The sequence below is a fragment of the Lactivibrio alcoholicus genome (assembly GCF_055390895.1).
Genome location: NZ_AP042471.1, coordinates 1,788,923 through 1,806,490, shown reverse-complemented (window position 1 = coordinate 1,806,490; position 17,568 = coordinate 1,788,923). Strand labels below are relative to the sequence as shown.

The window sequence follows — 17,568 nt, the reverse complement described above, 5'->3', positions numbered from 1 at the left end:
CGGATCGGTGGAATACACGCGTACGGCTATATCGGCGAAGTCGGCGCGCTCTTCGTCTCCCGTGCTGCCGTTTCGTCCGCGTTTGCACCGAAGACGGAACGGTACTCGACAATGTCACTTCGGGCGTAGTAACGGGTGAAATAGACGACGGTGCGGGATTGGTCGTAGTTGAACCGCTCGATGTGAAGAAGCGGGGAACCGCTTTTCACGTCGAGCAGACGGGAGGTTTCTTCGTCGGCGAGGACGGCTGTGACATATTCTTCGGCTGTTTCGAGGTGAATTGAAAAGCTATCCCGGAGAACATCCGTAATGTTGAAGACGGCACCCGCTCGTCGAAAGGGCTCCGCATTCATCGTATCGGGAAGAAACGTGTTGATCGCAAACACGGGAAGTCCCTTCCAGTTTCGGACGCGCACGATGCGAAGGACCTTCTGCCCGTCATGTAGACGCAGGGCGGCGTGCGTCGCCGGATCGGGATCTTCGTATTCGATCGATATCGTTCTGCATGAGAGTTCGTCGAAATGGTTTTTGTAGAAATCGCGGAAGCCGGCGAAAAGCAGCCAGCGCATCGTTTTGGACCGGTCCGTAACGAACGTTCCCTTGCCCTGCATCCGGACGATCAGGCCGTCGTGCTCCAGCCGTCCCATCGCCTGTCTGACCGGGGCCCGGCTTGCGCCGTAGAGCCGCTGGAGTTCTGCTTCCTGGGGCAGCATATCTCCGGGACGTAGACGCGCGTCGACGATCTGTTGCCGAATGTCGTCGTAGATTTTGGAGTGCAGCGGAACCGATGTCGCCATAAGAATTCCACCTTCCGGCATCTGGAGCGGATGCGCTTGCTAATCGTTATAACATCATAATCATTAGCAGTCAAGAAACACGATGTAACAGGGAGGCCTCCCCGGAATGGGGCGGCCTCCCTGTTTTGTTCGGCATCAATCCAATGGCCAGGAAATCATTTCAATTCGTCATAGTCCTTATCGGATACAGGTCCATCCATTCTACGGGCCCCGCGTGACAATTCGTTTCGATAGAAAGGTGGGAAAACCAGCTGTCTTTTGCAGCACCGTGCCAATGCCTGACGTTTGCCGGAATCCGTACTACATCGCCCGGATGAAGCTCCCGGGCTTCCTTTCCCTCCTGTTGAAACCATCCTCGTCTGCCGGTGACCAACAGTATCTGTCCTCTCGGAAACACCGCACCATCCGATAGACGATGTACGTTCATGTCATTCACTCCTCATCCGATCGTCTTGCCCATCTCGTACGCTTGCTTCATCACCGGATGCCCCTTGATGTCATCTTTTTGCCAGACTCCCGCAGCGTAGATTACGCCCTTCTCATGCGGATCTGTCAGACAATCGTCTGTAAACGCGCGGAAGCCTTCGATGGTTCGCTCCAACATCCTCCGGTCCGTATCGGCGGCCGTCGCGATGAAATAGAAGTCCTTGCCCGAAATTTCCGTATATCTTGGGACGGTGCGGTCGATAAGCGTTTTTATCTGTGCGTTCATCGTGTAAAAATACACGGGGGTCGCCATAACGATAAAGTCGGCCCGTACCATCCTGTCAAGCACGTCCGCCATGTCGTCCTTCAGGATGCATTCATGCGAGCTCTGACATGCGCCACCTCCGGTGCAATAATGTATCTTGTGATCGCACAGGAACACCTTTTCCGCTTTATGGCCCGCTTCCTCAGCGCCGCGAATGAATTCATCACATAGCGTATCGGAATTTCCTCCTAGAATAAAGTAGTTGCAACTGGGACAGCAAAGAGCCCGAAGAGTTGCGACGATAATAGAGGTATGCAGGGTGAGAGTCGCCGTTTCATCTCTTGGGATGCAAGTCTCGTAAAGGAGTTTGGCGCCTCGCCTCTTGCGGCGTTGCACGAATGAGCTGGATGTTGGGGCCGCCTGCGGCCGTCTCCGTCTGTCCAAGGAGGTTGTGCGCCGCAGGAGCGTGAGGATGTCCTGCAAATTCACCGTATGGAGTGTGCGTCATGCTGTATCTTGGAATCGATATCGGGAAAAACAATCACGAAGCCGGGCTCGTCGACGAGGATGGCGCTCGCCGGGGAAAATCCCTTCGGTTCTTCAACGATCAGGAAGGTTTTTCCTCGCTGCCGCAGTTCCTCGAACAGAAAGTCGGAGAGAACGAGGATCTGTGCGTCGGAATGGAAGCCACGGGGCACTACTGGCTTGCCCTGTATTCCTTCCCGCACGGAAAGGGCTTCAGGCTTCATGTCATCAATCCGATTCAATCCGACAGTTTTCGGAACTTTCACATCCGACAGGTGAAAACGGACTCGGTCGACTGTTTTCTCATCGCCGAGGTCATGCGATTCGGCAAGTTTTCCGAGACCCGTCCGGCCGACGAGGATGTTCTCGCGCTCCGCAATCCGGCCCGTTTCCGCGAATCGCTCAAGGACAGCTGCGCCGACTACAAGCGTCAGGTCGTCACCGTTCTGGACCAGGTCTTTCCCGAGTACGACTCGCTCTTTTCCGATATGTTCGGTGAAGGCTCCAAGGCCTTTCTCAAAACCTGCGGAACGCCTGAACAGGCATTGGAACTCGATACGAAGTCTCTGGCCGCGTTGTTGCGAAAGGCGAGCAGAGGGCGACACGGCGCGAAAAAGGCCGACGAGATCAATTCGCTTGCGGGACGTTCCGTCGGAATGACTCTCTGTCGGGACGCCTTCGCTTTCCGGCTGAAGATCCTCATCGAGCGGATCGAGTTCACCGAAAGGCAGATCGGCGAGATCGACGAAAAGCTCGCCCGACAACTGAAGAAGCTGAACTCGGTCGTTCTCTCCATTCCGGGCGTCGGCCCCGCAACGGGAGCGATCATCCTGGGCGAGATCGGAGACATCAACCGCTTCGAGAATCCCAAAAAGCTCGTCGCTTTCGCGGGCATCGATCCCACTGTGATGCAGTCCGGCAATTTCTCCGGAACTCACAACCGGTTCTCGAAAAGGGGATCGCCTCATCTGAGGAGAGCCCTCTGGATGTCCGCTGTTGTCGCCGCCCGCTTCGATCCCGTATTCAAGGCCTTCTACGAAAAGAAACGAAGCGAGGGGAAAGCCTACGGCACAGCTATCGGCGCCGTCGCCAGAAAGCTCACCTACGCCATTTTCGCGATTCTGAAGGCGAACAGACCCTATGAGGTCCGAATGATTCCCGAAGCCTGATCCCGAGCCGACAGAATTTCCCGCCGCTTCCCGCTCCCCTTCAGGAACGGGATGGTTTCGCTTGCTCTTTTTCCGGGCTCTATTTTGCTGTCAAGGTGCAATGCCGCATCATGTTCGAAAAAAATCCCCTATCTCCTTCAACATGAGCGCGGCCGCGAATGCCGCGGCTCTCAAGCTGCATCATGTTCGAAAAAAATCCCCTACCTCCTTCTTGCTGCTCTTCCTAACCTGATCCCTTGACTTTTGATAGCTGGTCTCCTTTTCTCGGGCTAGCGGAGATCACCAAAACATTTTTACCCATAACGCTCCCTCCCTTTATGAACTTTTGAAAACGAACGGGAACCCAGGCATGAACCTGGGTTCCAAAAATTCGTGACTTCATTGTCCGGCAGGCATGTTTTCCCGCATCGCTCTATTTCAGATGCTTAGTGAAAAAGGTCGTGAGTTTGTCCCACGGAATGAGGTCCACCCGGTCGTAGAGATCGACGTGGCCCGCACCGGGAACGATGTAAAGCTCTTTCGGTTCCGACGTTTTCCTGAAGGCGTGCTCGCTGAAGATGCGCGAATGCGCATGCTCTCCGGCAATGAACAACACGGGGCGCGGAGAAATCCAGCCAAGGTGCTCGAATGACCAAAACAGTATCAGTGCGGCATCGCTCGTACGCAGCCAGGCTGTTGTCGATCGTGGATGGTGGCCGCGCGGCTTGCGATAGTAGTCGAAAAACTCCTTGTCGATCTCCGATGAATCTTTGGAGATCGTTTCGGGCGTTCCGATAGCCAACGCCTTCTCCGCACCATCGACCTCCGCCCAGCGTTGCGCCGCGATATCTTCCAGGTTCTTTTTGAGCGCGGCCTTGTCCAGGCTTTCCGCCAGCTGAAGTGGTCCCCAAGTCAAGGGCCAAAATTTCTTCTAAGTCAGTCAGAATCAAAGGTGGTTTTGTGAAGACGTCATGCTTTTCCAAAGTATGCCTCTTGAGGCGTCCTATCGCCTCCTAATGACGAGTGCGGCCTCTTTTCGTTATAGAACCGAAACCATTTCCCAAGTCCTTCGGTAAGTTCGGGAACCGTCTCGTAGCCGTTGAGATAGATGCATTCGTATTTCACGCTTCTCCTGAGCCGTTCCGTGAAGATGTTGTCAAACGCCCTGTCTCCTCCGTCCATGCTGATGCTGATCCTGATTCCAGAAGCGCGTCCGTAAATTCCCCGTTCGTGTACTGGCTCCCCTGGTCCGTGTTGAAGATGTCCGGCTTTCCGTACCGATCCAGCGATTCGCGCAGCGCCTTCAGACAGAAAGAGCTTTCAAGGCTGTTGGACAGCTCCCAGGAAAGGACGTAACGCGTTCCCCAGTCGATGACCGCCGTGAGGTACATGAATCCTCCCGACATCCGCACATACGTGATGTCCGAATTCCATACGTGGTTGGCTCTTTCTACCGCGATGTCTTTCAGAAGATACGGGGATATACCCGATTTTCCGGGTACTTTCTGCTCGTCTCGGGGCCGGGAGTGACTCCATGAAGTCCCATGAGTTTCATCAGCCGCCGGATTCGCTTTCTCCCGACGGCGTATCCCTGCCGTCTCAACCACGACGACATCTGACGGGAGCCGAAAAACGGCGTCTTCATGTATTGCCTGTCGATGAGCGCCATGAGTTTCAGGTTTTCGTCGCTCTCGATCCACGGCTCCATCCGCGAACGAATGTAGAGGCTCGACCGGTTGAGTCCGAGAAGTTCGCATTGCCGCCGGATGCTGAAGACGGAATGATCCCGCTCTATCAGCCGTCTTTTTTCTTCAAGAGAGAGGCGGGCATTTTTTTCATCCAGTCCAGCTCCATTTTCAGCCGACCGATTTCCTGATAGAGCGGAGCCGTTACTTCTTCCGGCGTCCTTGCATCCTGCTTTTCCGCGAAGATTCGCCCCGCTTCGGACTGAAGCTTCTTCTATCGACAGATCTGTTCGGAGGAGACCCCGAATTCACTGGAAAGCTGTACAAGCGTCCTGTCTTCCCTGCAGGCCTCAAAAGCCACGTGCGCCTTGAATTCCGCAGTGTAACGCTTTCGTAGCGTCGTCATCTGTCGCTCTCATCCCCGGATGTATGATCCTTCGATTTTACCTTATCCTTCGGTCCATTTTTCTGGGACCACTATATGCGTTCCCGCCGATGATACCCGAAGCAATGGTCAGGTGGTCAATTTTCGGCTAGTTTGACTCTAAAGTGGTCAGTTTTAGAGTAGCAAAACCAGTCGCCTGACGACAGCATCCTCGGGCATATAGAAGTACAACAAAAACCTGACTTCATCCCGGAGTCGAGTGCAAGATCTCGGGAAACCACAAAACCGAAAGAAAATGGCATAAATCTGTGGTTCAGACTTCCAGAAGGTGAAACTCCGTGGCTTGACAGCACGCCGTCATATGCAATATATATTACATGTAACTTTCTAAATGCAACAGACATTGCATATCGAAGGGAGGTACGAAACATAAGCGACCTGCTTGAGACAATTAGGTCGGAATATTCCAGCTTATCCAGACAGCATCGTCTCATCGCGGCGGAGATTTTATCGAACCCTGGGAGCTTGGCCTTCTTGACAGCAAAGCAACTGGGAGACCATCTGGGCATATCCAGCGCTACGGTGGTTAGATTCGCACATAAGATTGGTTTCACCGGATATCCGGAGTTGCGTCGAGAAGTACAAAAACTTTTTCGCGAAGAAAACGAACCAATGAAGAAACTTAAGGAATCTTTTAATGGTCCTTTAGAAACCAAAGAAGCTTTCGAAATGATTTGCGCCCTCGATCAAGAAAACATCTCCCTCATGCTCTCCTCGGATCTGGGAGAAGAATTGGGAAGAGCCATGGAAATCATCCTAAATGCAGACACCTTGCTTCTTTTTGGCGGAAGAAGCACCTACTCTCTGGTTCACTATGCTGGCTTTCTACTGCGCCAGCTGGACAAAAAATTTGGTTTTTTCAATTCATGCGCGGATGACGCCTACGAACGCATGGAAGATTTATCTCCAAAAGATGCGGTTTTCGTAATATCCTTTCACCGTTATTACCAACGCACAATAGAGCTTGCCTTTTTTGCTCATGAAAAAGGCTCCCCTGTAATCTCCCTAACAGATTCCATTCAATCTCCCCTTGTCCCCATATCGACCGTTTCTCTTATGGTCCCCAACAAGGCTCCCTTCTATTCTTACGTTGCCCCTATGACTGTATTGAACGGCATAATAGCAACGTATGCAAAAAAGGCCCAACTGTCATCAAAAGAAATATTCTTACAGCGGAATAAAATGCTGCTTCAAAAAGGCATATACGCCTAGGTATTCGAAGAAATCACAAAAGAAAGGGGGGGAGAACTATTCAACAGAAGGCATTAAAGCACTCCTTTTAGAAGATCCATAAAGGACCACAAAACACGAAGAAGGAGGCAGAGCAATGCTTTCTCATCCATCGCTTTGGGGGTTGTTACCCTTAGTTGTTTATGTTGTTCTATCATTTACTCGTTTCAACCAACTTTCATGCGTATCAATAGCGGTGTTTCTTGGCGCGATTCTAAGTGGACAAACACTGATGAGTACAGCAAAGGCCATTCAAGCAGGACTTGGATCTTTTCTAACTTTCGTTGGATTGATTATTCTTTTAGGCGCAGGGTTGGGTGAGGTTTTAAACCGTACCGGTGTTGTACGTAATATCGTTTATTTCGTAACGAAAAAGCTTGGCGTCAATACCCCGAAACGGGCCATATTCGTAACCATGACAACTTCCGTTCTGCTCGTAAGTCTCTTAGGGACACTGGCCGGGGCAAACGCAATCCTCGCCCCGATAATCATTCCTATTGTCGCTGCGGTTGGAATCACCCCCAGTACTTTGGCCGTTGTCTTTCACGGCGCTGGAGCCACAGGGCTTTTCCTTGGCCCCTTCACCCCGCCCGTCGTGGCCCTCATGGGCTTTACAGGAATAACCTATCCTCAGATTCTTCTCAATGCAGGACTCCCCGTCTCCATCATCATGTGGGTTATTACCTTTTTTGTCGCGCTCAAAATCCAGAAAAGGACGACAGGGAAGAGCATGTACACCGCTGAAGACCTCGAGAGCCTTCGGATGGAGGAATGGAAACCCGATAGCAACGTGAACCGCGCAACGATCGTATTTCTGTCGGCCATGGCGGCCCTGGTCATTTATGGAATTAAAATAAAAGGAGGATCTAGCTTTGCGGTCGCAGTCATGCTCATTACCTCAATAGTGACGGGATTTGCGGCCAAACTCTCGATCAACGAAATTTTCGACTCCATCTCTAAAGGCGCTAGTCGATTGGTGTGGCTCTTCTTTCTATTCGTGCTCTTCAACCCTTTCATTCAATTCGTGTCCGATACCGGTGCCTTCACTGCTCTTGCCAATGCGATGCAGCCGCTGATCGAAAAAAGCGGACCTGTCGGTTTTGTCACACTCTCAACCCTTGTCGGGGTGTTTGGGATTCCGGGAGCCGCTGTTGCCCAAGTCAAGGTCATCCACGAAATGTTCCTTCCACTTCTGCAGCAACTCGGCATTCCTATGACTATTTGGGCTCTTGTGCTTCTGGTAGGTTCTCAGATGACTTTCTTTGCCTTCCCTGGGGGTGATATGGTCGCAGAGATGGGACTTGCCCGCTCGAACGATTTAAAGGCTATGATCATTAATGGGTTGATTATCACCTTTGCCGTAACGGTTTATGTCGTTGTAAGAGCATTTTTGGCCTTCTAGGGAAGCGTAAGATGATGCCTGGGTTCGAGAACTCCTTGAACGTAGAAATCCGCAATCTTCGCGGTGTTGCAGGAGTAGTAATAGAATCACTGAAGGAAAAATCTGTTACGTTCGCATGGAATGACTGTCAGCTATTTCCCGCTGCAAGCCTAATCAAACTTCCAATCATGTGGAAAGTGTTTAAAGAAATAGAATCTAACCATCTTAGTTTGTCACAAAAATTCCTGATTGACCAAAGCAATAAGGTAGGAGGATTTGGCGTTCTGAAAGAACTTCATTCTGGGATCTCGCTTTCTCTAGAAGACCTTGTAACTTTAATGATCATCATTAGCGACAACACCGCCACAAATTTTCTTATTGACCTTCTTGGGATGGACGCAATTAATCAGACGATTAGAAAAATAGGCATGAAACAGACATCTCTTCAACGCAAAATGATGGACCTTGAAGCCAAGCAGAAAGGATTAGACAACTTTACTTGCCCTTCCGATATCGCTATTTTTTTCAAAAAATTACTTTTCGGGCAGGATCCTTCCTGTGCTCTTCGTGAAAAAATGCTGGATATTCTCAAACGACAGCAATGCAATAACAAGCTTCCTCTTGGGTTACCGAAGGGGGCAATTTTGGCCCATAAAACCGGAGACCTGTCAGGAACGGAGCATGACGTAGGCGTTCTGTACCATGAGAACGATCCAAGAGCGTTCATTATTGTCTTGACAAAGGATCTCGTCGACAACGAAGATGGAATACGTTTCTGTCAATATGTAGCACGTGAGGTTTTTACTGAATTAGACATATAGCAATTTTTTGGAGGTGATTTTTTAATGTTTAGCCGCATTGTAGATCTTCAAGTTAAGGTCGTCGAGATTCCCCTGAAAAAGACTTGGGAAATATCGCTCTATTCAACCAGTAAACGTGCCCACACCATCGTTCGCATAAAGACGGAGGATGGTATTAGCGGTTATGGAGAGGCGTCTCCGGCCCCGGCTTTTATGGGAGAGTCTGGGTATACGATTGAAACTGTGATCCAGCGTCATCTTCGTGATGTCGTCGTAGGCGAGAACTGTTTTGATATCGCGAAGATACACAATAGAATGGATCATGTGATCGACGGGAATACAGCCGCAAAAGCTGCTGTCGATATAGCCTTGCACGATGCGGCCGCGAAAACCCTTGGCATTCCTGTCTGCGACTTTCTTGGGGGAAGGGTTCGACAAAATATATACCTAGCTTGGTCAATAGGTCTGCAAGATTTCGATAGTTCCGTTGAGGAAGCAAGATTCCGATATGAAGAAGGCTACAAAGTCCTGAAGGTAAAGGTTGGCAAAGATCTGGAAAAGGATGCGCGTCTGATTCTCAGGCTCAGGGAAATATTCGGCCCAGATATTCCCCTCAGACTGGATGCAAATCAAGGTTATTCCCCTGTCGACGCCATCTCCCTCATCAAACGCCTAGGATCGTGCGCCATCGAGACTTTCGAACAACCGGTGCGGAAATGGGATCTGGATGGGATGAGGCATGTCCGCGAGCACTCCAACGGAATTCCAATAATGGCGGATGAAAGCGTTTCCTCTCTACACGATGCGGGAAAGGTAATCCAAGGCAAGGTTGCTGATCTAGTGAATATAAAGGTCGGAAAAGTTGGAGGTCTTTACCGCGCAGGACAGATTGCTGCGATTGTCGAGGCAGCGGGACTCAAAGCTGCAGCAGGAAGTAATCTGGAACTTGGCATCGGAGAGGCTGCCAGCGTACACTTCGTCACGAGTCAAGCCGCTCTTTCAGTACCGTGTGACCTGATGTGCGGCACCGAGCTTCACGAGAGAAATCTCGTGATAAAGCCGATCCCCATCAACAACGGCGTTCTCCAATGTCCCGCTACTCCCGGATTAGGCGTAGAGGTCGACGAATCGTTATTTCAGTAATAACCAATGAGAAGCAGAAGAGAATCAATTGATTCTCTTCTGCTCTTTCGAGAGGAATTGAAAAATGCGTACTCAATATCTCAACAAAAAAATAATAACACAGGCAACAGAAGCCGCCATTGTCTTAAGAAGAGAGCTGCGCCAATATTCCAGAACTTTCTCATCGAGAAGTTGCCACTCAGGAAAGATTGTCTGGCCTATTAAGGCACTCTCCCAGTATTGATGAGGAAAGGGATAGCAGGATCCGGCATAGTTGTCGATCTTGACAGTTCGGCTCCAAGTGCGCTACAAGAAAGAATTGCATTTAGAGCCGATATGGATGCTCTTCCTCTGGAGGAAATTACGGGGTTGTCTTTTGCTTCTCAAAATCCAGGCGTTATGCATGCTTGCGGACATGACTGCCATATGTCGATTCTTTTCGGTTTGATGAGGATTCTATGCGCATGCCGCACGCACCTCCCAAGAAACTATAGGTTCCTTTTCCAACCCGCCGAGGAAGATAGCCCAAAAGGCGGCGCCGCACAAATGATCGCTGAGGGGGCCCTTGAAGGAGTTCGCGCCGTTTTTGGAGCACATGTCTGGCCGGATTTTAGGACAGGAGAAATCGGACTCAAGCCAGGCCCGCTCATGGGCGCAAGCGATCGAGTTACCATACGCATAGAAGGCAAGGGAGCTCACGCGGCCAAACCTCACCAAGGAGTGGATGCTGTCTTAGTTGCGGCAAACCTTTTGACATCTCTCCAATCTATTGTATCGAGATCCACAGATCCAACAACCGCATGCGCCATTACGTTCGGCAAATTGACGGCTGGATCTCGCTATAATGTCTTGGCTGATAGAGCCACCCTTGAGGGAACTTGCCGGACCATCTCTTCAGAAGCGCGCAACGACGCAGAATTTCTCTTGAGACGATTGTCAACCAATACTTCTGTCGGGTATGGCGCGGAATGCAACTTCGAGTATACTCGTGGTTATCCTGCGCTTAAAAATAACGAAAGTATCGCGCTGTTTTTATTAAATTGCTAAAAAACGATTTTCTGAGGTTAAAATTATTACTCCTAAATTTCCCGAACTCGTTGCTGAAGATTTCGCCTTCTTTGCCGAATCGAAACCTTCCCTTTTCGCATGGATAGGTTGTTGTCCAAGTGAAATAGATGTTGAAAGCTTCCCTAAACTGCACAACCCATCTTTCTCACCTGACGAAAGGTGTATAGATTTAGGTATAAAATATTTCTTAAATATTGCATTTGAATAAAACATTCCATCCATTTAGCAATGATAACGTCGGTCAATGTTTCAGCAACTATAACTGTTACAAGAATTACATTAGACTGATCGATCAACTGAGTAAAATAATAAGTCGAGATGTAGTGATCGAGCTTCGCAGCGGGACAGAAGAATTGCAATCCTGTGTCCTCAGCTGTCATAAAACACGAAAACCTAACTTGCGACAAATCGAAGGATTCACTTTAGAAGTAATCACAATAAGCCCGAACTGAACTACGTTGGTTTTGACAATAACCTAATCGTCAAGGACGCCCGAAGTTTGACCACCGCGGTCATTTTTCCGCATGGGGATCTGGTTGCGGAATTTGAATTTGTCGAGGATCTCCTGCACGTTGGGCGAGAAGCCGTCAAGATAGGCTTCGAAGTCGGCCTTGAGCTGCTGTTGCTTTGAGCGGTTCTTGAGGTCGCGTAGGGGAAGGGCGACAGATTGTAGAAAGCCTCGCCTGAGGCCTGACAGAGAGCGGCGTGCTGGTTGGCGACCTTCGCCGTGTCGAGCCGCTTTTTCATGCCGAGGACGTTTTCCTTGCTCGGCTCTAGAACCGCGTCGAGACGGCGAATGACCGTCATCGGCAGGATGACGTCGCGGTACTTGCCGCGCATAATGACGTCACGCAACACGTCGTCGGCGATGCCCCATATGAAGTTCACGATGCCGTTATGGATCACATGATTCATTGTCGGTCATGACTCCTCGCGTTCGTCGTCCACAGGGGTTTCGGGCGCGTTGCTCGCAGCTCTTCCGGGCTGCGAACGTGCGACGTTTCGAATAGACGCCGATAAGCCCTGACGATTTTCTCCGAGGATATCACGAGAACGGATTATTAAGGAGCCTTCGGGCGCGAGGTTCGAGAAACGCTTCTCATTTTTCGATCACGTAGGAACTGCAATCCCGCGCTGTCGCCCCGCGAACTACTCGATCTCCATCACGCGGACTGTGAACGCGACAAGGTCGTCGAGCCTGTGTTCGATGACGTCTTTCATGACCTCGATATCAAGTTCCCGGTAATCATGAATGAGGACATTGCGGAAGCCGACCATGCCTTCAAGCAGTTTCGAGAGTTCCTTCGGTATGAGCCCTTCCCTGGCCAACATGGTGAAGGACGCCCGGCTCTCCTTCGGGATCCCGAGTTTCCTGGCCTTGACGACGTGGTTGGCAAGGTCGATGCAGAGTTCCGCCGCCCGCTGAATGTTCATCGCTATGGCGTCCCGCCTGAGATAATCCTCCTCGAAGGGAAGATCCGAAGGACGCGCATAATACTCCCGGATCCGCCGGATGCACCGTTCGATGCTCTCTTTCTTGCCGAGGACGATGTCGTCGATCATCGCGAAAGCACCACTCCTTTTTCCACGATGTCGCTCAGGATGTCCGCACGTTCTTCGTTCAGCTTCTGGTACAGCGACATGGTCAGCATCTCGAAAGAACGGACATCGCTCGTAACCGGCGTCAGGAGACGTCCCGTCAGAACGATTTCAAACCGGAAGACTGCATCCGCATGACCAAGATCGATCAGATCGACATCTCTCCCGGTTATTTCCTCCACGGCGGCGCGACACGCTTCAAGGTTCGAACGGTTCCCCGTTGACGGCGGAAGGAGGATCGCGAGGTCGATATCGCTGTCGGGGCGTTCGTATTCCGTGCCGAAAGAGCCAAAGAGGTAGACGGCGCGCGCATCCGGAAAGAAACGGGACACCGTCGGGAGAATTACATTTTTGACAGAATGCTCCTGCACGGCCGTCACCGCCTTCTCAGATACTGTTCAAAAGCATTATATCGTTTCGACGGACATAAAACGAATTCAATACCGATCTTCACTCCGAAACGGGAAACCTCGGTCTGCGAAAAGAACCGTCGTGAACAGGAACGTCCGGCAGAATGCCCGATTACGTGCTCACGCCCCGCTCAGCAGTTTCCCGTACACGGCGAGGTCGCTCTCGGAGAAGCAGCAGAAGGTGACGTCCATATCGCCGGGAGACGCTTCGAGGACGGCGCGCACCGTATCGACCGCGATCCGAGCGGCTTCGCCGAACGGGTAGCCGTAGACGCCCGTGCTGATGCACGGGAAGGCGACGCTCGCGCACCCAAGGTCGCGGGCGGTTTCGAGCGAGCGGCGGTAGCAGGAGGCGAGAAGCTCCGCCTCTCCGTGGCCGCCGCCATGCCACACGGGGCCCACCGTGTGGATGACGTGCTTCGCGGGAAGGCGATACCCCTTCGTCGCCTTCGCGTCTCCGGTCCTGCAGCCGCCGAGGAGACGGCATTCCCGGAGGAGTTCCGGCCCGGCGGCCCGGTGTATCGCGCCGTCGACGCCTCCTCCGCCGAGCAGCGTCGAGTTCGCGGCGTTGACGATGGCGTCGACCCGCAGCGTCGTGATATCCGCCCTGATCGCTGTGAGCGTCATGTATCCGTCACCTCCGTCTTGATTGCATCACGGCCCGTCGCCTTCAGGATATTCGCAACAAGTCTGTAGACCGTCGTTACGCCTGGATTTCGGGGCCAATCTTCGCACGGAGGCGTATCGCGTTTTCTGGCCCTTTCGACCGCCGTTTCGATCAACTCTCGCTGGAATGACCTGATTCCGATGCTCTTGTCGTAGTTCGGAAGATGTTGCCTCAATCGATCAAGGCAACATTGCATGCCGTCGATTCTCGATCCGTCGTCGAAATGCAGCAACAACCAGTACTCAAATCCCGGATTGCTGACCGCAATGCCATGATTTTCCTTTTCCGAAGACCACGAGTACAGCTGGGATAACTGAATATCAGTCCATTTGTCCGTATCGACGATGAGCCACGCTTCATCCGTTTTTTTCAGCCCTTTTTTCTTGAGATGCCGCGCCATCCTCTCCAAAACCTGCACCGGAGAGCTTTTGCTTCCGCTTCTGATACACTCGATGTGAACGGCGCAATCGCCATCGTTGAAGATCGAGAAATATTCCGGTTCGGTCCTTTTCCCCTCGGTTGCCAGGACAAAGAGTTTCCTGTAAGGCCTTTCACCCGACGGACGCTGAAAGGATCGTCGCTTTTTCATCAGTCATTTCCGCTCCCGTCGTCCGCTCTTTTCGAACACGCGCCGCAGAAGAGGATTTTCGGAATTCCCCCGAGCCGCCCTTGAAGGTAACTCTTGCGAATATCCTTGTCGTACCGAACATCCTTGTATTCGCTGAACGAATACAGTCGCGATTCTCCAAGAGCGTTTCTCTCAGTGACCCACATTTCGTCACGACGAAGCATGTCTTGATCCATCTGAAGCACGTCATGCGTCGTGAAAAGAAGTTGTGTGCGACTTTCGGGCGAACAGCCGCCCAAGTACATTTCGAGCAGGCGACGCGTCAAAAGTGTATGCAAACTGCGGTCGATCTCGTCGATGACAACCACCTTGTTATTTTCGGATGAAAGAGCCAGAAACGCGGGAAGCAGATCGATAACACGCCGTGTGCCATCAGATTCGTCGCGTAGCTCGAATGGAACATCAGATCCATTCACTCTTGGATGAAATGCGACAAGCTTCTGTACCTGAAGTTGCTTGTTTTTCCTTGTGACCAGAAAACACTCGCCTCGTGGTCCCGAATCAATGCGAGCAGCTACGTTTTCCTTCACATCTTCCTCCAGCTTGGTCTTCACCTCGTCGGGAAGAGGTAATAGTTCAAAAGAAATATTTTCTCCACCAAGATGGCTAATTCCGGTATCAAATTGCAACAAAATTTCGCACATAGTAGCATTCAGAAGGTTCTCCCTGTCAAGAAACTGTTCAAATGATTGGAATCTTGATTCGGGAGTAAGTAGTAAGAGTGAATCCCTGAACCAGGAATACACCGGGGAAAAAACTTCCACTTTTTGTGAAACCGAGTTTGTAAGGAACAACTGATTGTCTCTGGTCCCTCTGAAAACGACGCGAAGAGTGTCGTCCTTGCCGAGGGATTCGCAAAAATTGGGTTCCCCATCACGACGATCGAACAGAATTTTCTCGGCAGAACTCGTTATTTCGACAAGCTTTTCCTCAATAACTGCGCTACTTGTTACCGCAAACACATATTCGTAGATCGTTTCACCGATAAGAAGCTCGAAACTAAACCGAACAGGATGTTCTCGACTGTCCTCATCAAGCCGAAATGTTTGGACCGGAATCAGGCTGTCTGGTTGCGTCACTCCGACGACAAATTTTCTCGCGAAGCTTAGCGCTTTGAAGAAATTGGTTTTCCCGGAAGCGTTGCCACCATATACAGCGGCGATGGGAAGAATCCCCATCCTGTATTTTTCTACGCGCGAAACACGTTCCCTATGCTGGCGCTCCCGGCTTGCGATCATTGAAAGCTCGGCCTTCCCGCGGAAAGACATCCAGTTCTCAACCGAAAAACGGACGATCATATCATCATTCCTCCAAAACGATATTTTCTCACTTCATGGAGAAAATATAGAGCCCTTTCGGGTCAAAAGTCAAATTTTGGGAGAAAAAATCTCTTTCGATGTCATGTGCATTTCGATGGTCTCCCCGTTATCTCTGTAATGACGCAAAAACCAGTTCCCGGCCGCAACAGGACCGTATCAGTCCGGGGAGCATGCGGGCGACGAGGATGTCCTTCATCCGCGTTTCCGGTGACAGGTCCGCGTAGGGCTTGAGGTCGGCGTGCTTCAGGTTCTCCCTGTCGGTTTGGGGCGCGTATTCCCACCCCGCGAGGATGCGTTCGGCCTGCCAGCGGTCGTGCTCGGCCTCCGCGAAGCGTTCGACGGTCTCTTCCTGGAAAACGCCGGAACGGGCCATATCTTCGATCACTCGTTCGGCGGCGCGAGCGTCGAAGTCCGGGGCGATCCGGAAGATGCGAGCGCCGCATCCGCTCGACCGGAACGTCCATCCGAAGCCACGAAGCCGCTCGACCAGCGCTGCCGCCCGATAGCGGCTCGACCAGCGGAACGTTTCCTTCTGCCGCGCCCAGAAGTATTCCTCGAGGCTTCCGCACTTCTGTTCCCGGGCGTCCGTGATGGCCGCGTCCAGCGCCACGGAATCGAGGTCGTGCATCCGGGAGAGCGCGTTGAGCAGCATCGCGAGGCGTTCGTTCTGCGTCTCGTCGTGGACGTATTCGTCCAGACCGCCGAAATAGTGGATGTTCTTCCAGATCTGAACGCCGTCGATGTTCCGGCTCTCGTCGAAGCGCTCCTTGAGGGCACGCAGTCCCGTATGCCCCTCCTGGCGGATCAGGACCGGAATTTCCGATTTCTTTATTTCGACCGGGAGGGCAAGCGCCGCGGACATGGCCCTGTCGACGTCGGAAAAACAGATTACGACGGTCGTCATCTGCCGGTCGTCCCGGTAGAGGGCCTTCAGGAATGCGGTGGTCCGCGGCGATTCGAGCGAGTCTGCGACGAATTCGATGTCGATGTCGCGGAGCGTGCATCGTCCCGTTTCGTCGAAGGCCGGAAAGTGGCTGACGAACGCGTCGCGCTCGCGCTCGACGTCCGTATCGATGACGGTGATTTTCGTTTTCGCCCCGTTGGCGTAGTGGCACACGCGGATCGCCTCGACGACGAGCGCCTGTCCCATCCTGCCGAATCCGGCGATGACGAGGTGGACGGCATCCCCCCGGGCCAGCCGATCCGGAGCGTAGGCGAGGGCTGGGAAGAGGTGCTCGTCCCCGTCCTCGGGGATCGTGCTCCAGAGTCGCTGCGCCCACTCCTCGTGGAAGTTGAACAGACGGATGTTCAGGTATTTCCGGTCGGATTCGGAGAAGTAGTCGCTGCCCTGCATCATGTTGAAGATATACAGGTCGTAGATATGGAAGAAACAGTCGATCGCGTGCGGTGGAGGGGTCGTCCCGAGAAAATCGAGGATCTTGACGGCCGTTTCGATGTTCCTGCTGTCGCGTGACGGATCGTCCGCGTCGCCGAGGATGTAAAGCCTCGCCGCCCTGTCGGGCGACAGGCCCGCGATTTCCTCTTCGTCGCCATAGTTCCCGTTGTAGAGGAAAAGTCGCCTGTTGCGGCCGATGTCGGCGGCGGCAAGCTCCTTCCGGATGCGTTCCGTCGGAATCGACGAAAGGACGACGATCCGGCCGTCTTCTCCCATGTTTTTCCTGAGAATTCCGGGGGCGGTTTCGTCCCAACCGAGGATGGCCGTGTATCCGCCGCCGAGCCAACATCGCCGTTTTCCTTCGCGGCCGTCCCGGGCGAGTCTCGCCCCGATGTTGACGCTCTGCGCGATGAAGAATCCGGCGAGCGGGATAAGCCCCGCATACCACGATCCCCACAGGATGAAACCGACGATGAAAAGTCCCGCGAGCGCGGCGGCGATCTGTGCGGAAACGCTTTCCTTGATGAGTCTGTTGAACGTCAGATAGCTCCGGCTCCGTATCTTCGGCATCGCAGAGCGCTCCTTTCGCGTTCGACGTCGCGATACGGTCATTATACCGTCGGCAGCGGGCAGGGGGCAGCCGCGGCCGGCCGCGCG

At 52.4% G+C, this 17,568-nt stretch carries 16 protein-coding genes and 1 pseudogene; 6 read left to right on the top strand and 11 right to left on the bottom strand.

Going from position 1 to position 17,568, the window contains the following annotated elements; genetic code table 11:
* Positions 1-26 precede the first annotated feature (26 nt).
* Both ACZ5IU_RS08370 and ACZ5IU_RS08365 read right to left on the bottom strand, forming a co-directional pair.
* Entirely contained in the window at positions 27-797 is a 771-nt protein-coding gene (locus ACZ5IU_RS08370) for a GntR family transcriptional regulator (protein WP_464416210.1), read from the bottom strand.
* A gap of 439 nt (positions 798-1,236) precedes the next feature.
* Positions 1,237-1,977 (bottom strand): flavodoxin family protein, encoded by a 741-nt coding sequence (locus ACZ5IU_RS08365; RefSeq protein WP_464416208.1) that lies wholly within the window; start codon positions 1,975-1,977, stop codon positions 1,237-1,239.
* 17 nt (positions 1,978-1,994) lie between these two features.
* On the opposite strand from ACZ5IU_RS08365, the gene ACZ5IU_RS08360 reads away from it, so the two are divergent.
* Positions 1,995-3,182, top strand: a complete 1,188-nt coding sequence (locus ACZ5IU_RS08360) for an IS110 family RNA-guided transposase (protein WP_464416206.1) — start codon at positions 1,995-1,997, stop codon at positions 3,180-3,182.
* 412 nt (positions 3,183-3,594) lie between these two features.
* Here ACZ5IU_RS08360 and ACZ5IU_RS08355 read toward each other — a convergent pair whose 3' ends face one another.
* Both ACZ5IU_RS08355 and ACZ5IU_RS08350 read right to left on the bottom strand, forming a co-directional pair.
* Entirely contained in the window at positions 3,595-4,077 is a 483-nt protein-coding gene (locus tag ACZ5IU_RS08355) for an alpha/beta hydrolase (protein ID WP_464416204.1), read from the bottom strand.
* A 53-nt stretch (positions 4,078-4,130) separates the two neighbouring features.
* Positions 4,131-5,252, bottom strand: a pseudogene (locus ACZ5IU_RS08350) (IS3 family transposase).
* 186 nt (positions 5,253-5,438) lie between these two features.
* Here ACZ5IU_RS08350 and ACZ5IU_RS08345 point away from each other — a divergent pair.
* The 5 genes from ACZ5IU_RS08345 to ACZ5IU_RS08325 all read left to right on the top strand — a co-directional run bounded on the left by ACZ5IU_RS08345 (position 5,439) and on the right by ACZ5IU_RS08325 (position 10,871).
* Complete coding sequence (locus ACZ5IU_RS08345) at positions 5,439-6,503, top strand: MurR/RpiR family transcriptional regulator (RefSeq protein ID WP_464421865.1); 1,065 nt, start codon at positions 5,439-5,441, stop codon at positions 6,501-6,503.
* A gap of 115 nt (positions 6,504-6,618) precedes the next feature.
* Positions 6,619-7,923, top strand: coding sequence for a GntT/GntP/DsdX family permease (locus ACZ5IU_RS08340; protein ID WP_464416202.1), 1,305 nt, complete (start codon positions 6,619-6,621; stop codon positions 7,921-7,923).
* An 11-nt stretch (positions 7,924-7,934) separates the two neighbouring features.
* A complete protein-coding gene (locus ACZ5IU_RS08335; RefSeq protein WP_464416200.1) occupies positions 7,935-8,723 on the top strand; it encodes a serine hydrolase in 789 nt (262 codons plus the stop codon).
* A gap of 24 nt (positions 8,724-8,747) precedes the next feature.
* Positions 8,748-9,845, top strand: coding sequence for a mandelate racemase/muconate lactonizing enzyme family protein (locus tag ACZ5IU_RS08330; RefSeq protein WP_464416198.1), 1,098 nt, complete (start codon positions 8,748-8,750; stop codon positions 9,843-9,845).
* Positions 9,846-10,067: 222 nt separating this feature from the next.
* Positions 10,068-10,871 (top strand): M20 metallopeptidase family protein, encoded by an 804-nt coding sequence (locus ACZ5IU_RS08325; RefSeq protein ID WP_464416196.1) that lies wholly within the window; start codon positions 10,068-10,070, stop codon positions 10,869-10,871.
* A 474-nt stretch (positions 10,872-11,345) separates the two neighbouring features.
* On the opposite strand, the gene ACZ5IU_RS08320 is transcribed toward ACZ5IU_RS08325, so the two are convergent.
* The 7 genes from ACZ5IU_RS08320 to ACZ5IU_RS08290 form a co-directional block, all read right to left on the bottom strand.
* Positions 11,346-11,807, bottom strand: coding sequence for a type I restriction-modification system subunit M N-terminal domain-containing protein (locus ACZ5IU_RS08320; protein ID WP_464416194.1), 462 nt, complete (start codon positions 11,805-11,807; stop codon positions 11,346-11,348).
* 234 nt (positions 11,808-12,041) lie between these two features.
* Positions 12,042-12,455 (bottom strand): type VII toxin-antitoxin system HepT family RNase toxin, encoded by a 414-nt coding sequence (hepT, locus tag ACZ5IU_RS08315; RefSeq protein ID WP_464416192.1) that lies wholly within the window; start codon positions 12,453-12,455, stop codon positions 12,042-12,044.
* A complete protein-coding gene (gene mntA, locus ACZ5IU_RS08310) occupies positions 12,452-12,862 on the bottom strand; it encodes a type VII toxin-antitoxin system MntA family adenylyltransferase antitoxin (protein WP_464416190.1) in 411 nt (136 codons plus the stop codon). Before mntA ends, hepT begins: the two co-directional genes overlap by 4 nt.
* 159 nt (positions 12,863-13,021) lie before the next feature.
* The gene (locus ACZ5IU_RS08305; RefSeq protein WP_464416188.1) at positions 13,022-13,528 is read right to left on the bottom strand and encodes an O-acetyl-ADP-ribose deacetylase; all 507 of its coding nucleotides are present in this window, start codon (positions 13,526-13,528) and stop codon (positions 13,022-13,024) included.
* Complete coding sequence (locus ACZ5IU_RS08300; RefSeq protein WP_464416186.1) at positions 13,525-14,157, bottom strand: RloB family protein; 633 nt, start codon at positions 14,155-14,157, stop codon at positions 13,525-13,527. Before ACZ5IU_RS08300 ends, ACZ5IU_RS08305 begins: the two co-directional genes overlap by 4 nt.
* On the bottom strand, positions 14,157-15,494 hold the full coding sequence (locus tag ACZ5IU_RS08295; protein WP_464416184.1) for an AAA family ATPase: 1,338 nt from the start codon (positions 15,492-15,494) through the stop codon (positions 14,157-14,159). The genes ACZ5IU_RS08300 and ACZ5IU_RS08295 overlap by 1 nt, the downstream gene beginning before the upstream one ends.
* Before the next feature lie 127 nt (positions 15,495-15,621).
* Positions 15,622-17,481 carry a RyR domain-containing protein gene (locus tag ACZ5IU_RS08290; RefSeq protein ID WP_464416183.1) on the bottom strand — a complete coding sequence of 620 codons (1,860 nt, stop codon included), beginning with the start codon at positions 17,479-17,481 and terminating at the stop codon, positions 15,622-15,624.
* Positions 17,482-17,568 lie beyond the last annotated feature (87 nt).